Consider the following 16,626-nt stretch of genomic DNA (forward strand, 5'->3'; position numbering starts at 1 on the left):
ATGAAATCAGTTAAGAAAAAAACTATATAGCAATATGTTCTTTCCGAAGGTGGGTGTAGGACGAATCCAGAAACGGCAGAACTGTTGATAACCCGTTGGAATTACTTATGGGGAAAACTTGTCATAAATAACCTTTAAAAGATACTTTTGCAACTAAAGCAAATTGCTATTTTTGCCCATGCATAACAACGTACTCATCCTAGACTTTGGTTCCCAGTACACACAATTGATCGCGCGACGCGTTAGGGAACTCAACATTTACTCAGAAATAAAACCGTACAACAAACTGCCGGAAGACTTGTCCGATTACAAAGCAGTGATTCTTTCCGGGTCCCCATCATCGGTGCGTTCGGAGAGTGCCCCGCACCCCGATCTATCCAACATCAAGGGAAAAAAACCTCTTTTGGGCATTTGCTACGGTGCACAGTACCTGTCCCATTTTCATGGTGGTAACGTAGCCCCTTCGGCGACCAGGGAATATGGCAGGGCCAACCTTTCGTTTGTAAAAGAAGGAGAGGATTTTTTGAACGGTATTGGCGAAGGAAGCCAGGTTTGGATGAGCCATAGCGATACCATCAAAGAACTGCCCAAAGGCGCCATCCGATTGGCGAGCACCCACGATGTGGAGAATGCGGCCTACAAGATTGATGGAGAGACTACCTATGGGATACAATTCCACCCAGAAGTTTACCACACCACGGACGGTACCCAATTACTCGAAAACTTTTTGGTGAATATCGCAGGACTGGAACAGGACTGGACGCCCGATGCCTTTGTGGAAACCACCGTGGAGGAGTTGAGACAGGAAATTGGAGATGAAAAGGTCATTTTGGGACTTTCTGGAGGTGTAGACTCCAGCGTGGCGGCCATGTTGCTGCACAAAGCTATCGGTGATCACCTCTATTGTATCTTCGTGAACAATGGCCTTTTGCGTAAAAATGAGTTTGAAAGCGTGTTAGATCAGTACAAGCACATGGGTCTCAATGTAAAGGGCGTTGATGCTTCGGCACGCTTTTTGGACGCCTTGAAAGGCGAATCCGATCCTGAAAAGAAACGAAAGATTATTGGAAGGGTGTTTATTGAGGTTTTTGATGATGAATCCCACCAAGTGGAAAATGCGAAATGGCTGGCACAAGGCACCATTTATCCCGATAGGATTGAGTCCGTTTCCGCCAGTGGAGGTCCATCAGCGGTGATCAAAAGTCACCACAATGTGGGAGGATTGCCCGACTACATGAAATTGAAAATTGTGGAGCCCTTGAAAATGTTGTTCAAGGATGAGGTGAGAAGGGTTGGTGCCAGTATGGATATGCCGGCCGAAATATTGGGAAGGCATCCTTTTCCCGGTCCAGGATTGGGAATCCGTATCTTGGGCGATATTACGGCAGAAAAGGTGGCCATTTTGCAAGAAGTTGACGCCATTTTTATCGAAGGATTGAAAAAATGGGGACTTTATGACAAGGTTTGGCAGGCCGGAGCCATGCTTTTGCCCGTAGATAGTGTAGGAGTTATGGGAGATGAGCGCACCTATGAAAAATGTGTTGCGCTCAGAGCCGTGGAAAGTACCGATGGTATGACGGCCGATTGGGTGAATTTGCCCTACGAATTCCTTCAAAAAACCTCAAATGATATAATAAATAAGGTTAAAGGCGTTAATAGAGTGGTGTATGACATTAGCTCAAAACCACCGGCAACTATAGAATGGGAATGAAAAAATATATGTTACAACTGGTTGTTACCATGGTTCTTTTGTTGGCCATGGTGCCGGTTTCTGCACAAAACTATGCAACCCATGCGGTAAAGGAAGGTGAAACGCTCAAGAGCATTTCGCAAAAATATCGGGTGACCCCTTACAGTATTTTACAGGCCAATAAGGAAATCAAAACAGCGGACGATGTAAAGGAGAACACCATCCTTATCATTCCGTTGAATGGCAGTAAGCCTGCCGAAACCAAACCTGTAACCAAAAAGAAGGACCCTCAGGAAGAAGAAGTAAAACCGATTCGCTTTGCGCGGCACAGGGTGCGCAGAAAGGAGACCCTTTTTGGACTTACCCAAAAGTATAATATTACCGAGGACCAACTGAAGCGATACAATACCCGATTGTACTCGGAAACGCTGGACAAGGGCATGGTACTCCAGATTCCGGTATATCCGGAAATAGACCCGGATGAAGAGAAGGAGCTAGATTTTGAAATCTACACTGTTAAGCCCAAAGAGACCCGTTGGAGTATTGCGCACAAATACGGGATCAGTGTAGATAGTCTTTTGGTACTGAATCCCGAATTGGATAAGAATACCAACTATTTGGCGGCTGGTGAAGAACTTAAATTGCCAAGACCCAAGGGGGATAGTCTCAAAGAACAAAAGACAGAAATCTTTACCTCGTACACCGTACCACCCAAAATGACGCTTTACAGCCTGGGGCGTGAGTACGGCATTCCAACGGATTCCATCGTTCGTTTGAACCCCGAAATTATGAAAGAGGGTGGACTTAAGGAAGGTATGGTGGTCCGTTTGCCCAAGAAGCGAGAAAAAGGCAACGAAGTCAATACTGAAAATTATGTGTTCTACGAAGTAAAACCCAAGCAGAACATCTTCAGGATTACCCAAAACTTAAAGATTACCCGCGACGAACTGTTCCGTTTGAACCCAGCACTTGAAAATGGATTGAAAGCTGGAATGGTATTGAAATTGCCCAAGGAAAAGGAAAAGGAGTTGGAGGTAAAGAATGCTCTCGTACTGGATAAGATCAACTTAGTGGACAGCATCGATGTGGCGAACAGGCCCAAGTTGGTGTATATGCTGCCGTTTCGATTGGACAAGGTGAATGTGGCCGACACCCAAAAAGCGGAGGAGCTCATTAAAAACAGAAGGGACTTAGCGATCAGCCTTGGTTTCTATACTGGAGCCATGGTGGCATTGGACTCCATCAAAAAGCTTGGGGTGTCCGTGGATGTCAAAACCTATGATACCCAATTGGACCAAGCCAAGGTCAAGGAAATCCTTCTAAGGGAAAATTTAACCGGTGTTGATGCTGTAATCGGTCCATTGGCTGCTGGTCCGTTGGATGAAGTGGCCGTTCAAGCCGCAGCAAAAAACATCCCTGTGATTGCACCGATTGCGTCCGACAGTAAACTGAGCCACAGCAATGTCTTTTTCTCCGTGCCCCGAGATGTGGTGCTTCGGGATAAAATGTTGGCCTATATGGAAAAAATCCACAAAGATGAAAATGTCATTATCATCGCGGATTCGACCCATCAAGTGGCACACGATTCCATTTTGAGCAAATTCCCCTCTGCCCAAATCGCTAAGGTAATCGACAATAAATCGCTTCACTTGGATAGATTTTTGGTACAACTTTCAGAAGAAAAGGAAAACTGGGTGTTTTTGGAGACAGATCAAGTAAATATGGTGTCCAGTGTTACATCTATTTTAAATTCTGCCAACATCTCTAGATTGGATGCTGAAGAAACCGATAAACAGGTTAAGGTTCGCATGTTTACCACCAGTTACAATGGGGCCTTTGAGGATGAGGCGGTTTCCAAAGCGCATTTGTCCAATTTGAAGTTTACCTATCCTTCGTTTTATCGCGAAACGGTCGATGATACTTTCACTCGGGCCTATACCAAAAAATACGACGGTCTGTTGCCGGACAGGTATGCCGTTCGTGGCTTTGATGTAACCATGGATGTTTTGTTGAAGCTCGCTTATAAAAAGAATCTTTTCGAGACCTCAAAATATATTGGTTTGACAGAGTATGCCGGCAACGGTTTCGATTATTATAATGATTGGACCTCAGGTTATTTTAACAGGGCGTGCTATATCATGGAATATGACGATCTTCGTATAAAAGAGGTAGAGCAAAAAAATGACAGCAAAAGTAACCTATAACGGCAATCTGCGCACCACTTGTGTGCACATACGTTCGGGCAGCGAATACATTACCGATGCCCCAGTGGACAACAATGGCAAAGGTGAGGCATTTTCACCCACCGACACTGTGGCCACTGGTCTGGCGAATTGTATGATGACCATGATGGGCATTAAGGCACGTGACCTTGGAGTAGATCTAGAGGGCTCAACCGCCGAGGTGACCAAGCATATGGCCGCCAACCCAAGACGGATTTCCAAAATAGAAGTGAAATTGGAACTGCCTGCCTCGGTTTCAGAGAAACACCGAAAAATTTTGGTGCACACCGCTAACACCTGCCCAGTGCATTACAGCCTTCATCCCGACATTGAACGTTCAATCGAATTTAATTGGGTAAAATAATTTCCATAGCATGTGTCTTTTTGCTCGCTTTTTTGGGATTTGGACAAGAAATCGAGGAAGGGGTACCATGGACGGAAAATGTTCGCCTTACTTGGGCCGACTTTAAGGGGAAGGTACCTCCAGCACAGCCTCCCGCTGCCACCACCGCAAGCGGCATCAGTTATTCCTATTCCGCCAATCTGCTGCACCACGAAGTAAAGTTGGACTTTGAGGTAAACGCCTATTTTTATCCCAATGAATCGTGGTACAAGCCCGAGCTCTGCGACGAAAATACCTTGGCACACGAGCAGCTCCATTTTGATATCACGGAGGTATTTGCCCGAAAGATGCGCGAAAAACTGCGTCGCACTTCTTTTTCGGATGATGTGAAGGCAGAAGTACGCAAGATTTACCACGATATCCTCAAAGAACTTCAGGAATACCAAGAGCGATACGACTGGGAGACCAATTTTTCCCGAAACCGGGAAAAGCAAGCGGAGTGGAACAGAAAAGTTGCGGAAGCGTTAAGGACGGGAGCCTAAATCATCTTTGGATGTATCATTTAGAACTTGGTCGATAGGAGGACCGACAACAGAATTTTGGTTGAATTTACGTATCCACCAAACTTTTCAAAAACTCACTGGCGGTCATCACCGGTAGCAAAGAATGTTTAAAGTCCTTGCCATTTCTGGTAATGATGATTTCACAACCAGATTCGGTAGCGCTGAAATATTGCAGGGCATCCTCAAAATCCTTGATAGGCGTGTTGAGGCCTTTCTCAACCGTTTGCTCGTCCATGGAGCATATCTCGCACAATATTTTGAATTTGCGCAGTTTTTCCTTTGCTATTTTTGGACTCTCATATTTGGAAAGAAAGTAGTTTACCGTGGCAAATGAAATAGGGGAGACAACCATGGTCAATTTTTTCTTTTCGGCCAATGTAGCAATTTTGGCAATGGGTGCATAAAAGGGTTCTCTCTCGCCCAAAAGGTCGAGCATTACATTGGTGTCCACAAAAATCCTCCTGCTCATTGGTGTTTTTTCATCAAATGCTCGGAATATTCTTTTTTAGGGTCGATATCGGTCGGGATTTTGGTTCCCGTGGAGATACTCTTCACAAAGGGAGAGATTTCAAACTCCGATTTGCCCATATCCGAGGTCAAGGATTGCAGATAGGCCTCCACAATTCGGGATAGGCTCATTTTCTTGTTGGAAGCGTACTTTTTTGCCCGTTCAATGATTTTTTGGTCAAGCTTCAATGTCAATTTGGTATCCATAGGAAATAGTTATACGTACAAATATATTAAATTAGTCCGTATAACGATTGCTTTTTAACCTTCTGTTATGGAAGGGAAGTAGGTGGAAAAGTCATTTCGGGAACTTGGGAAATAAGGGTGGTTGAACATTAAGGTTAAGGAAACACCTAAAATATCAGAATAAATTCAACATCTATTACCTACAATTTTGATTTTAGTACGATAAATAGGGCTATTCATCTGTCGAAGATCTATGAGTTTTGCTTCTTACTAACCGTAAAAAGCAAAAGTTTGGTTTCTTTAGAACAGATGAGTTGTCACAATTAATCTCGGATACTTATGGTACATCAGAGGCCTTAGCTGAACATTTGGATTTGGCTGTGGAAATGTTGTTTTATGTGGAAGAGGATACCTTTTCCAGAGAGGAACTACAGGAAGTGGCCACTGCGCTAAGGGGAGTGGTTCGGGTTTTGAGGGTGTTTAAACTGTAGCTATTTATTTCATTTTACCATGAATCATAATCCGTTTTAAGAAAATTATGCCTAGTTAAAATTTAGTAAAGACTTGTAATCAACTAAATATCACACCTTAAAAAACCATCCTTGAGCGCAGCAATCTTATCCTCCCAGGTCACGATAAATTCTTGCGCTACGTAGCCTGTAAATCCGGTATCGTGGATAGCTTTAATGATGGCTGGATAGTACAGTTCTTGGGTTTCATCAATTTCGTGCCTGCCCGGAACGCCCGCTGTATGGTAGTGCCCAAAATAGGGATGATAGTTTTGTATGCTTCGGATAATGTCGCCTTCCTGAATTTGCATGTGGTAGATATCGAACAACAATTTAAAATTGTCACTGCCCAAGTGTTTGCACAGTTCCACACCCCAAAGGGAGTTGTCACACATATAATCCGGATGGTTCACTTGGTTAAAAAGCTCCATTTGAATCACTACCCCATGTTTTTCGGCCAAGGGCATAATCTGCGAAAGCCCGTCCACACAATTTTGTAACCCAACGTAGTCGTTCATCCCGTCCCGATTGCCACTAAAACAAATGAGGTTGGTGTAGCCCGCTTCGGCCACCTTCGGGATCATTTCCGTATAGTTCTTAATGAGCTGTTTATGATATTTGGGATTGTTCCATCCCTCGGTCAGGCTTATCTCGGCCCCATTGCACATGGAGCAGTGGATGCCGTATTTTTTTAAAATGGGCCACCTATCGGGACCCACCAAATCAATGGCCTTAACGCCCAACTCGTTCAGGGTTTTTAGAAAATCTTCCAGCGGAATATCGCTAAAGCACCATTCGCATACACTGTGGTTGATGTTCCCCTTGAGTTTGAACTCCTTACTGGGAGCTTGGGAAGCGGTCATGGCTGAGGTTGAGGCCAGACCTGCGGAGCCGATTGCGGCCGTGGCGATAAAATTTCTACGTTTCATTTTACGGATTTGTTCTTGGAAAGATAGTATTTTAGGCCTATAAATGGAAATACGTCCCGATTCACAGCAACTTTTGGAACTGGCACATTACAAAATGCCCTTTGGTAAGTATAAGGGGCGTTATTTGGTAGATCTGCCCTTGGCCTATTTGGTTTGGTTCCGCCAAAAAGGGTTTCCCGAAGGCAAGCTGGGCAACTATCTCAATACCATGCTCACCATTAAGGACAACAACCTAGAACCCTTGATAAGAAAGCTGCAAAAAGATTTTCCTCGCAAATCTACCTGATTTTTGCCCAGCAATTAGTAATTTTACGCCCCGTAATAGAAAGATCAATATGTCAGATACCAAGTACATTTTCGTTACGGGAGGCGTTACCTCTTCATTGGGTAAGGGAATCATCGCCGCATCCTTGGCCAAATTGCTGCAGGCCAGGGGTTACCGAACCACCATCCAAAAGTTAGATCCATACATTAACGTAGACCCCGGAACCCTTAATCCGTATGAGCATGGTGAATGTTACGTGACCGATGATGGTGCCGAAACCGACTTGGATCTTGGACATTATGAGCGCTTCTTGAACGTTCGCACATCACAGGCCAATAACGTGACCACTGGTCGAATCTACCAAAGCGTAATCGAAAAGGAACGAAGAGGGGAGTTTTTGGGCAAAACGGTACAAGTAGTGCCCCACATCACCAACGAGATCAAAGAACGCATCCAAATTTTAGGGAACAGTGGCGATTACGACATTGTGATCACTGAAATTGGCGGGACCGTGGGTGATATTGAATCCTTGCCCTACATAGAAGCGGTTCGGCAATTGCTTTGGGAATTGGGCGAACATAACGGAATTGTAATCCACCTTACCTTGGTGCCCTTTTTGTCGGCAGCGGGTGAATTAAAGACAAAACCCACGCAGCACTCGGTAAAGACCTTAATGGAAAGCGGTATAAAGGCAGACATATTGGTATGCCGCACCGAGCATCAGATTTCGGAGGATATCAAACAAAAATTGGCCCTTTTCTGTAATGTGAAGAAAGAGGCCGTAATCCAATCCATCGATGCATCTACCATTTACGATGTACCATTGATGATGCAGGAAGAAGGCTTGGATACGGTAGCCCTGGAAAAATTGGCACTCACCAATACCGTGGAGCCCAATTTGGACCAATGGAAAGAATTTTTGCAGAGGCATAAAAATCCGAAGGATAAAGTTGTTATTGGGTTGATCGGAAAATATGTGGAGCTTCCCGATTCCTACAAGTCCATACAAGAAGCATTTATCCACGCAGGAGCGGCCAATGAGGTGGAGGTGGAGGTGAAATCGATTCACTCCGAACATCTATCAGAAAAAAATATTGAAAGGAAATTGCAGGGCCTCGACGGTATTTTGGTGGCTCCCGGTTTTGGGGAGCGCGGTATCGAAGGAAAAGTGACCGCTGTAAGATATGCGAGGGAAAATAACATTCCTTTCCTGGGTATTTGTTTGGGCATGCAAATGGCGGTGATTGAATTTGCCCGAACCGTACTTGGACTTTCTAAGGCCAATTCCACCGAAATGGACAAAACAACACCGGACCCTGTCATTAGTTTGATGGAGGAACAGAAATCCATCACTGACATGGGAGGAACCATGCGTTTGGGTGCTTGGGACTGCCACTTACAAGAAGGTAGCTTAGTAAAACAAGTATATGGTAGCTCCGATATTGAGGAACGCCATAGACACCGTTACGAATTCAACAATAAGTATAAGGAACAGATGGAACAGGCCGGCTTGATCGCTTCAGGGCTAAACCCCAAGACCGGCTTGGTGGAAGTGGTGGAAATCCCGTCGCATCCTTGGTTTGTGGGAGTGCAGTACCATCCGGAATATAAAAGTACCGTCGCAAGCCCACATCCGTTGTTCGTAGGGTTCGTAAAGGCGGTGTTGACCCAAAAACATAAACAAAACAATGCCAGTTTGGCATAAAACGCGGTTTTGGGCATATATTTGCCCACTGGAATACCGTAACATAGTTCTACTAAACAATATTCATGGAAGAAAAGAAGCTGGATATTAAATCCATTATTGGATTTGTACTGATTTTTGGGATACTCATCTACATGTTTTACCAAAATCAGCCTACGCCAGAAGAGTTGGAGGCACAAAAAGCCGAGCAGGCAAGAGTTGAGGCGGAAGAGGCCCAGGCACAAGAAGAAGCGACCAAAAAGGCTCCCGTAAAAGAAGTTAAGACCATCGACCTGAGCGATTCCACAGCGGTGGCACAATACAAAAGCACGGTAGGTGCCTTTGGATTCACCCCCACAAGGGAGGGAACCACCCTTTTGGAAAACGAAGTGCTTAAACTGGAAGTTTCCAATAAAGGCGGACAGATCGTGGAGGCCAAAATGAAGAATTTTGTTACCTACGATTCCGTTCCCGTGTATTTGGTGAAGGATGGCAATGCCAACTTTGCATTGAATTTTACTACGACTGACAATAGAGTGCTCAACACCGCAGACCTATATTTTGAGCCGTCATTGTCCCAAAGTGGGGACAATCAAGTACTTTCCATGAAGGCCAAAGTGGCCAGTAACCAATACTTGGAGTATCGGTACGAAATGAAACCCGACGAATATTTGGTGGACTTTACCGTTCGTTCCCAAGGCTTGAACGGGGTATTCAATACCAGCAAACCAGTGACCTTGGAATGGGACTTGAAAGGAATCCGACACAACAAAAGTGTCCAATACGAAAATCGATATACCAGATTGACCTATAACCACGACGATGGAAACATCAGCAAGCTGTCGGAAAGCAGCGATTTTGATGAGGAAACCGAAGTGGACGTCAAATGGTTGTCCTACCGTCAGCACTTTTTTAGTTCCATCTTGGCAACTGATAACCATTTTAAGACTGCCGATTTGACTTCTACCAACTTGGTGGAGGAAGAAAGCAAGGAGTTGCAATTTACCAAGGCTTATACCACAAGGGCTCCTTTGGAGTTCCAAGGTGGAGAGATTTCACAAAATATGTATTGGTACTACGGTCCTACGGATGTTAAGGTCTTGGATGACTACACCGATTTGGGTCTGGCGGATTCCATTCCTTTTGGATGGGGTATTTTCGGGTGGATCAACCGCTACGTATTTACACCTTTTTATACCTTTTTGAGTTCGTTCCTGCCATATGGTATCGCCATTATTATCATGACCATTTTGGTTCGATTGGCGCTTTCGCCCGTAACCTACAAATCCTACTTGTCGCAAGCGAAGATGAAAGTATTGAAACCGGAGATTACCGAAATCAACGAGAAGTACAAGGACAACGCCATGAAAAAGCAGCAAGAGACGATGAAGCTCTACAACAAAGCTGGGGTGAGCCCCATGAGCGGTTGTGTGCCAGCTTTATTACAGTTGCCCATTTTCTACGCGCTCTTCATGTTCTTCCCCACATCGTTCGCGCTGCGCCAAAAATCGTTTTTATGGGCCGAGGATCTATCCTCTTACGATACTATTTTTGAACTGCCATTTACAATACCATTTTATGGCGATCACGTATCCCTGTTCCCGATTTTGGCTTCCGTAGCGATTTTCTTTTACATGCAGATGACCACAGGGCAGAGCATGCAGATGCAACAACAGCCTGGGATGCCGAACATGAAGTTCATTATGTACCTATCGCCCATTATGATGTTGTTCTTCTTCAACAACTACGCAAGTGGGTTGAGTTTGTACTACTTTATCTCCAACTTGATTACCATCTTTATTATGTTGGCCATCAAGAATTACATCTTGGATGAGAATAAAATCCATGCCCAGATTCAGGAGAACAAGAAAAAGCCCAAAAAGGAAAACAAGTTCCAGCGTAAAATGCGCGAAATGATGGAACAGGCCGAGGAACAAAAGAAATTAGGAAAGAGAAAATAATTTTTCTGTTGAATTTTAGGTGACCCGATTAAACCTTTGGCATCAAAAGATGTCAAAGTGAGGTTAACCATTAATTCAATATGATGAAAAATATGAGATTGGCTCTTTTGCTATTTGCGTTCCTTGCTTTGGGAACAACGGATTATGTTGAGGCCCAAGTAAGGCGAACCCCAGAAGAAAGGCGAACCGTAAGAAGAAAAGTACGTCGCCATAACCGACGTGTGGTCCGAAGGACGCTTAGGCGCCTGCCTGCAAACACCAGACCTTTGGTTTTCCGAAATGTGACCTACTATCCCGTGGGCGGAATGTATTTTGTGAAACGACGGGGAGTATATGTTCGTGCCTTTCCCGCAAGGGGACTCCGTTTAAGGGCATTGCCCGTAGCTGCCGTCCGTATCGTTGTTCGAGGCGTTCCTTATCAGTACGCAGACGGTGTATTTTACATGGAAAAGCAAGGTGAGTACGAAGTAGCCGCCCCTCCAGTTGGTGCCGTGGTAAACGAACTGCCAGAAGATGCTGAGGAAATCGACTTTGATGGAGTGACCATGCACGAACTGAACCAAGCGGTCTACAAAGAAGTAGAAAATGGGTATGAGATCATCGAGGTGTTGGAAGAAGAACCTGAGGAGTAAAACAAATCCATTTACTACATAAAAAAACTCCCTCAAGAAGGTCTTGGGGGAGTTTCCATTTACAGGTTTAGTTTGGAAAGATTTGGGACTCCAAAGATGCGGCATAACCTTCACCCAAAAAATTAAAAGTTGTAAAACAGCTCCTTTTTGTGGGTAACCATTCCCTTGTTGATGTGTCATCGACGAACGGTAATATCCATTCGATAAAAAGCCCCCTCAAAACAAATTGAGGAGGCTTTTCACACTATCTATGATTCAATTTTAATTAGTTCATTGTATCGGGAATCAATACGGTGTTCACGGCATGGATGACACCATTGCTGGCCTGTACATCCACAGCTATAATACCAATGCCTGTGTTTCCGGCTCCGTCGGTAATATCGGCAATGTTGTCACCGGTTCCTGGCAAGTTGATGGTGATGTCATCACCCTCCAAAGTGGTGGCTGTAGCACCATCGGACAAGTCTCCAGAACGTACGTTGGCACCCGATACTACGTGGTGTTGCAATACGCTGGTCAACAAGCCACCATCGATATCTGCCAATCCATTCCACATGTCGTTGCTATCCAATAGGGCTTGGAAAGCATCGTTGGTAGGAGCAAATACGGTAAATGGTCCTGCACCGGACAAGGTGGTCACAAAGTCAGGCTGTCCTTCAGCGGTCAATGCGGCCTGCAAGGAATCGAATGTTGGGTCAGCAACTGCGAAGGTTACCACTGTTGGCAAATCGATAACAGCATCCACGGTGTGAATTACTCCGTTGCTGGCAACGATATCAGCAGTCACGACGTTGCTTATTCCGTTCAGTGTCACACCATCATCTGTATTGATGTAAAGACTTAAGTTTTCATCAGCAGCAAACTCGGCAGCTGTGTTCACATAAGAATTAGTCAAATCAGCGGAGAATGCAGCGGCTCCAACAACTACGTGATTGGACAAGATAGCATTCAAATCGTTGGAATTTGGATTGGTAAATGCGCTAAAGGCATCGTTTCCAGGGGCGAATACGGTAAATAGCTCTTCTTCGTTGGATAGCAAGTCCGTGAATGTGGTGTTTCCGCCATCGGTCAATGCGCCTACCAAAGAGGACAAACCTGGATTGGCAACGGCATGGTCAACAATATTTGGAATGTCGATTACGGCATCCACTACGTGAACAATACCGTTCAAGGCTTTAACGTCTGGTGTCACTACGGAAGATACTCCGTTAAAGGTCACACCGTCGGACGTATCGAAGAAAAGGCTAACCATTTGGTCTCCTGCTCCAGTTGCCATAGTGCTGGTGTAGCCAGAGCCAAGTGTGGTCAAGTCAGTGGAAGTTACCTCACCACTGATCACGTGGTTAAGTAGTACATTGGTCAACACATCCACTGGAATATCTCCTAGGGCAGCTCCGTCAAGGAAATTTTCGAAAGCTTCATCGGTTGGGGCCAATACGGTGAAGGGTCCATCACCTCTTAATACGGTAGGAAGGTCACCATTGGCAGCAGTCAATGCAGCAACCAAATTTTCTAGATTTTCGTTTCCAAGGGCCAAATCAGTGATTGGAACCAAAATAACGTCGGCCAAAGCGTCCAAAACGGCTTGTGGCAATAATACTTTATCTATAATATGTACAACTCCGTTGGATACCTCAATATCCGCAGTGGTTACTTCCGCAGGAGTGTCGGTAGCATCTTGAATGAAAACTCCCCCTTGTGTAGACACTTGAACAGTAGAGCCTTGCAGGGTGGTAATGGTCTGTCCATCGCTTAAATCGGTGGATAGTACGGAGGCATCGGCCACTACATGATAGGTCAAGATAACGGCAAGCAAGTCTTGCAACTGTTGTGAGTTAAAGTCATCCAAGGAATCATAGCCGTCCAATTGTGCCAATAAATCGGTAAAGGCTTGATTGGTGGGGGCAAATACGGTAAAAGGTCCTTCTCCGCTTAGGGCGGTTATCAAATCATTGTTCGCGCTTTCGTCCGCTTTTTGAAGAGCGGCCACAAGGGAACTCAATTCTGAAGTGGCCTGTGCCGCTTCTACAATGTTGTCACCTGTCTCCTCTGGAGGAGTGGGTCCGTTGTCGTCATCAGAGCACGAGGTGAACCCAATGAACAGTAATAATAACGTTAGTCGGGATAATTGTTTTAAAGTTTTCATGTTGTCTATAGATGTTTGTTTAACTATTTAAAGCTATGATTAAACAATCCAACAACAATAGTGTTTAACATTTTTGATTAAAAATTTAACAAAATACAGATTTATTAACATTTGATAGACCATTAGGACACTTTTGGTTTAAGACATCCTTATCATATTATATAAGCATCAATTTGTATTTTTGTAGCCTTAAACCAAGTTGATGAAAAAGGTTGTTGTAGGACTTTCGGGAGGAGTTGATTCCAGCGTAGCCGCCTATTTGCTCAAAGAGCAGGGATACGAAGTTATTGGGCTCTTTATGAAGAATTGGCATGATGATTCCGTGACCATTTCCGAGGAATGCCCTTGGTTGGAGGATAGCAACGATGCGTTAATCGTAGCGGAAAAGTTGGGTATCCCTTTTCAAACCGTTGATTTGAGCGTGGAGTATAAGGAGCGTATTGTAGATTATATGTTCAACGAATACGAGCGGGGACGAACACCTAATCCCGATGTGCTATGCAATCGCGAAATCAAGTTTGATGTCTTCCTAAAAATTGCCCTGCAATTGGGGGCTGATTATGTCGCGACCGGACATTATTGTAGAAAAGGGACCATTCAAAATGCCGATGGAACCGAAACATATCAACTCTTGTCCGGAAAAGACCCTAATAAGGATCAATCCTATTTCCTATGCCAACTTTCCCAAGAACAGCTCTCCAAGACCTTGTTTCCCATCGGGGAACTCTTGAAGCCTGAAGTAAGAAAGATTGCTGCAGCAAATAATCTGATTACGGCCGATAAAAAAGATTCGCAAGGATTGTGTTTTATCGGAAAGGTGCATTTGCCCGAATTCCTTCAACAAAAATTAAGGCCCAAAAAAGGAGTCATTGTTGAGGTCCCCAGTGATGCCCATCAATTTGCCATTGCAGTGCCCAAGTTCCAAAACGAAAGGGAACGATTGTTGTTCCAAGCCGAGAAACCTGTTTACGCAGAAACGGATGGAAAGGTCGTGGGAGAGCATCAAGGCGCACATTACTTTACCATTGGCCAACGCAAAGGCTTGAACGTGGGAGGAACAAAGGAGCCGTTATTCGTAATCGACACCGATGTGGACAAAAATATTATTTACACAGGGCAGGGCAAATCACATCCGGGTTTGCTCAGGAATACCTTGTTCATTAAAGAGGATGAGCTGCATTGGGTACGCCCCGATTTGGCCCTCGATGTAGACGGCAAAATGGAGGTGATGGCCCGCATCCGTTATCGTCAGCCGCTCCAGCCTGCAACGCTCTACAAAGTAGAGAATGGCTTGTTTGTCGATTTCAAGGAAAAACAATCTGCCATTACCGAAGGTCAGTTTGCTGCGTGGTATGTGGAGGATGAGCTGATAGGGTCCGGGGTAATTTCCTAGGCGCAATACTGCCTAAATTTGATTATTTTGCTGAAAACTTGAAGAACCGTTTTCATGCACAACAAAATCACAGAACTTTTCGGAATCGAATATCCCATCATCCAAGCAGGAATGGTTTGGGCCAGCGGTTGGCGTTTGGCCTCTGCAGTATCCAATGCCGGAGGACTTGGTCTTTTGGGCGCAGGAAGTATGTATCCCGAAGTGTTGGAAGAGCACATCATCAAATGTAAAAAGGCAACCGACAAGCCTTTTGGGGTGAACGTGCCCATGCTCTATCCTGACATCGAAAAGTTGATGGACATTATTGTAAAGCATGAGGTGAAGATTGTATTTACTTCCGCCGGAAATCCGAAAACATGGACCTCATTTCTGCAGGAGAAGGGTATTACCGTGGTACATGTGGTGAGTAGTGTAAAGTTTGCCCTCAAAGCACAGGAAGCAGGTGTGGATGCCGTTGTGGCCGAAGGTTTCGAAGCCGGTGGGCACAATGGGCGCGATGAAACCACCACCATGGTACTGATTCCTTCCGTAAAAGAAAAAATACACATTCCCCTCATCGCTGCTGGGGGTATTGCCACGGGACGCGCTATGTTGGCGGCAATGGTCTTGGGTGCCGATGGTGTCCAGGTAGGGAGTCGTTTTGTGGCATCGCCCGAAGCCTCTTCGCACCCTCTTTTTAAACAACGCGTGGTAGATGCCCAAGAGGGTGATACCCAATTGACCTTGAAAGAGCTTGCCCCGGTACGTTTACTCAAGAACAAGTTTTATAATGATGTCCAATCCGCTTATGCCAAAGGCGCAACTACCGAAGAGCTAAAAGCTTTGTTAGGTAGGGCCCGTGCCAAAAAAGGTATGTTTGAAGGGGATATGGAAGAGGGCGAGCTTGAAATTGGCCAGGTATCCGGTTTGATACATCACATTACCCCTGCGGCGGATATTGTCGCGGAGCTTTTGGAAGAATACCGTAAGGCCAAAGCCGAAATATGCGGCAATTGATGGCTTGGGCAAAAAGTTTCGGAAACTTTTGATATATTTAGCCCAGCGCAATGAGAACACTAATCCCCACACTACTCTTTTTTGTGCTCGCCTCGCATTGCCATGGGCAAGTGGAGCGGGACAAAGCACTCCATTTTTTGGGTGGCAACCTCTTTGGCTTGGCCGGAGCTGGAATTGCCAAACAGGCCTCCGATGGTAACCGTATCTGGACTTTTGTAGGTTCGGTAGCGGGAAGTACCTTGATAGGACTGGCCAAAGAAACCGTAGATGCCGGACAGCAAAATAATGGATGGGACAATGATGACCTAGCCGCTACCATTTTGGGCGGCGTCACCGTTGGGGTAACCATCGACCTATTTGCCAAGAAGGATGATAGAAGACGCCTACGGGGAAGGTATTCCAAGCTTGATTTGAAAAGAAAAAAACGATGGGTACAACCCCAATCCGAATTTGTGCTGTTGGAAGGCAAACTTCCCTCTTTGCAAACCTTGGGACTCTCCAACCACGAATTTACCGCGAAGCAATAGCCGATATTTTTTGACCTTTACCGCTAAAGAACCAATTGGTTGCAAAAGCAAACTTTTATCTTGGCGATGGACA

Annotated in this window: 16 protein-coding genes; 12 read left to right on the forward strand and 4 right to left on the reverse strand. The window is 45.1% G+C overall.

The window, feature by feature from the left end; all coding sequences use genetic code 11:
- The first annotated feature begins 178 nt into the window (after positions 1-178).
- Genes guaA through ABNE31_RS07880 form a run of 4 tightly spaced genes read left to right on the forward strand, consistent with a single transcriptional unit; the run spans position 179 to position 4,797 of the window.
- Positions 179-1,711 carry a glutamine-hydrolyzing GMP synthase gene (guaA, locus tag ABNE31_RS07865; protein WP_349352954.1) on the forward strand — a complete coding sequence of 511 codons (1,533 nt, stop codon included), beginning with the start codon at positions 179-181 and terminating at the stop codon, positions 1,709-1,711.
- Positions 1,708-3,894: a LysM peptidoglycan-binding domain-containing protein gene (locus ABNE31_RS07870; protein WP_349352955.1), complete on the forward strand. Its 2,187-nt coding sequence runs from the start codon at positions 1,708-1,710 to the stop codon at positions 3,892-3,894. Before guaA ends, ABNE31_RS07870 begins: the two co-directional genes overlap by 4 nt.
- Positions 3,872-4,276 (forward strand): OsmC family protein, encoded by a 405-nt coding sequence (locus tag ABNE31_RS07875; RefSeq protein ID WP_293285066.1) that lies wholly within the window; start codon positions 3,872-3,874, stop codon positions 4,274-4,276. Before ABNE31_RS07870 ends, ABNE31_RS07875 begins: the two co-directional genes overlap by 23 nt.
- Positions 4,264-4,797 (forward strand): DUF922 domain-containing protein, encoded by a 534-nt coding sequence (locus ABNE31_RS07880; RefSeq protein WP_349352956.1) that lies wholly within the window; start codon positions 4,264-4,266, stop codon positions 4,795-4,797. Before ABNE31_RS07875 ends, ABNE31_RS07880 begins: the two co-directional genes overlap by 13 nt.
- 67 nt (positions 4,798-4,864) lie before the next feature.
- On the opposite strand, the gene ABNE31_RS07885 is transcribed toward ABNE31_RS07880, so the two are convergent.
- Together ABNE31_RS07885 and ABNE31_RS07890 are read right to left on the reverse strand one after the other, a co-directional pair.
- On the reverse strand, positions 4,865-5,287 hold the full coding sequence (locus tag ABNE31_RS07885) for a PIN domain-containing protein (RefSeq protein WP_349352957.1): 423 nt from the start codon (positions 5,285-5,287) through the stop codon (positions 4,865-4,867).
- Positions 5,284-5,532 carry a DUF6364 family protein gene (locus tag ABNE31_RS07890; protein ID WP_293285069.1) on the reverse strand — a complete coding sequence of 83 codons (249 nt, stop codon included), beginning with the start codon at positions 5,530-5,532 and terminating at the stop codon, positions 5,284-5,286. The genes ABNE31_RS07885 and ABNE31_RS07890 overlap by 4 nt, the downstream gene beginning before the upstream one ends.
- Before the next feature lie 293 nt (positions 5,533-5,825).
- Between ABNE31_RS07890 and ABNE31_RS07895 the strand changes: the two genes are divergently transcribed.
- Positions 5,826-6,002 carry a hypothetical protein gene (locus ABNE31_RS07895; RefSeq protein WP_349352958.1) on the forward strand — a complete coding sequence of 59 codons (177 nt, stop codon included), beginning with the start codon at positions 5,826-5,828 and terminating at the stop codon, positions 6,000-6,002.
- Between the two features lie 83 nt (positions 6,003-6,085).
- On the opposite strand, the gene ABNE31_RS07900 is transcribed toward ABNE31_RS07895, so the two are convergent.
- Positions 6,086-6,949, reverse strand: coding sequence for a TIM barrel protein (locus ABNE31_RS07900; RefSeq protein ID WP_349352959.1), 864 nt, complete (start codon positions 6,947-6,949; stop codon positions 6,086-6,088).
- 43 nt (positions 6,950-6,992) lie between these two features.
- Between ABNE31_RS07900 and ABNE31_RS07905 the strand changes: the two genes are divergently transcribed.
- From ABNE31_RS07905 to ABNE31_RS07920, 4 genes are all read left to right on the forward strand, one after another.
- Positions 6,993-7,235 (forward strand): DUF3820 family protein, encoded by a 243-nt coding sequence (locus tag ABNE31_RS07905; RefSeq protein WP_293285075.1) that lies wholly within the window; start codon positions 6,993-6,995, stop codon positions 7,233-7,235.
- 49 nt (positions 7,236-7,284) lie between these two features.
- Positions 7,285-8,919 (forward strand): CTP synthase, encoded by a 1,635-nt coding sequence (locus tag ABNE31_RS07910; RefSeq protein WP_349352960.1) that lies wholly within the window; start codon positions 7,285-7,287, stop codon positions 8,917-8,919.
- Positions 8,920-8,984: 65 nt separating this feature from the next.
- The gene (gene yidC / locus ABNE31_RS07915) at positions 8,985-10,859 is read left to right on the forward strand and encodes a membrane protein insertase YidC (protein WP_293290072.1); all 1,875 of its coding nucleotides are present in this window, start codon (positions 8,985-8,987) and stop codon (positions 10,857-10,859) included.
- A 92-nt stretch (positions 10,860-10,951) separates the two neighbouring features.
- Positions 10,952-11,491, forward strand: a complete 540-nt coding sequence (locus ABNE31_RS07920; RefSeq protein ID WP_349352961.1) for a DUF6515 family protein — start codon at positions 10,952-10,954, stop codon at positions 11,489-11,491.
- 265 nt (positions 11,492-11,756) lie between these two features.
- Here the strand turns inward: ABNE31_RS07920 and ABNE31_RS07925 are convergent, their stop codons facing one another.
- A complete protein-coding gene (locus ABNE31_RS07925; protein ID WP_349352962.1) occupies positions 11,757-13,637 on the reverse strand; it encodes a fasciclin domain-containing protein in 1,881 nt (626 codons plus the stop codon).
- 202 nt (positions 13,638-13,839) lie between these two features.
- Here ABNE31_RS07925 and mnmA point away from each other — a divergent pair, with 202 nt between their 5' ends.
- From mnmA to ABNE31_RS07940, 3 genes are read left to right on the forward strand one after another with little or no spacing between them, the layout of a single operon-like run.
- A complete protein-coding gene (gene mnmA / locus ABNE31_RS07930; protein ID WP_349352963.1) occupies positions 13,840-15,030 on the forward strand; it encodes a tRNA 2-thiouridine(34) synthase MnmA in 1,191 nt (396 codons plus the stop codon).
- Positions 15,031-15,084: 54 nt separating this feature from the next.
- Positions 15,085-16,026 (forward strand): nitronate monooxygenase, encoded by a 942-nt coding sequence (locus ABNE31_RS07935; RefSeq protein ID WP_349352964.1) that lies wholly within the window; start codon positions 15,085-15,087, stop codon positions 16,024-16,026.
- Positions 16,027-16,076: 50 nt separating this feature from the next.
- Positions 16,077-16,553, forward strand: a complete 477-nt coding sequence (locus tag ABNE31_RS07940) for a hypothetical protein (RefSeq protein WP_179385471.1) — start codon at positions 16,077-16,079, stop codon at positions 16,551-16,553.
- Positions 16,554-16,626: the final 73 nt, after the last annotated feature.

Origin of the sequence: Flagellimonas sp. MMG031 (genome assembly GCF_040112705.1) — a bacterium.
Lineage (GTDB): Bacteria > Bacteroidota > Bacteroidia > Flavobacteriales > Flavobacteriaceae > Flagellimonas.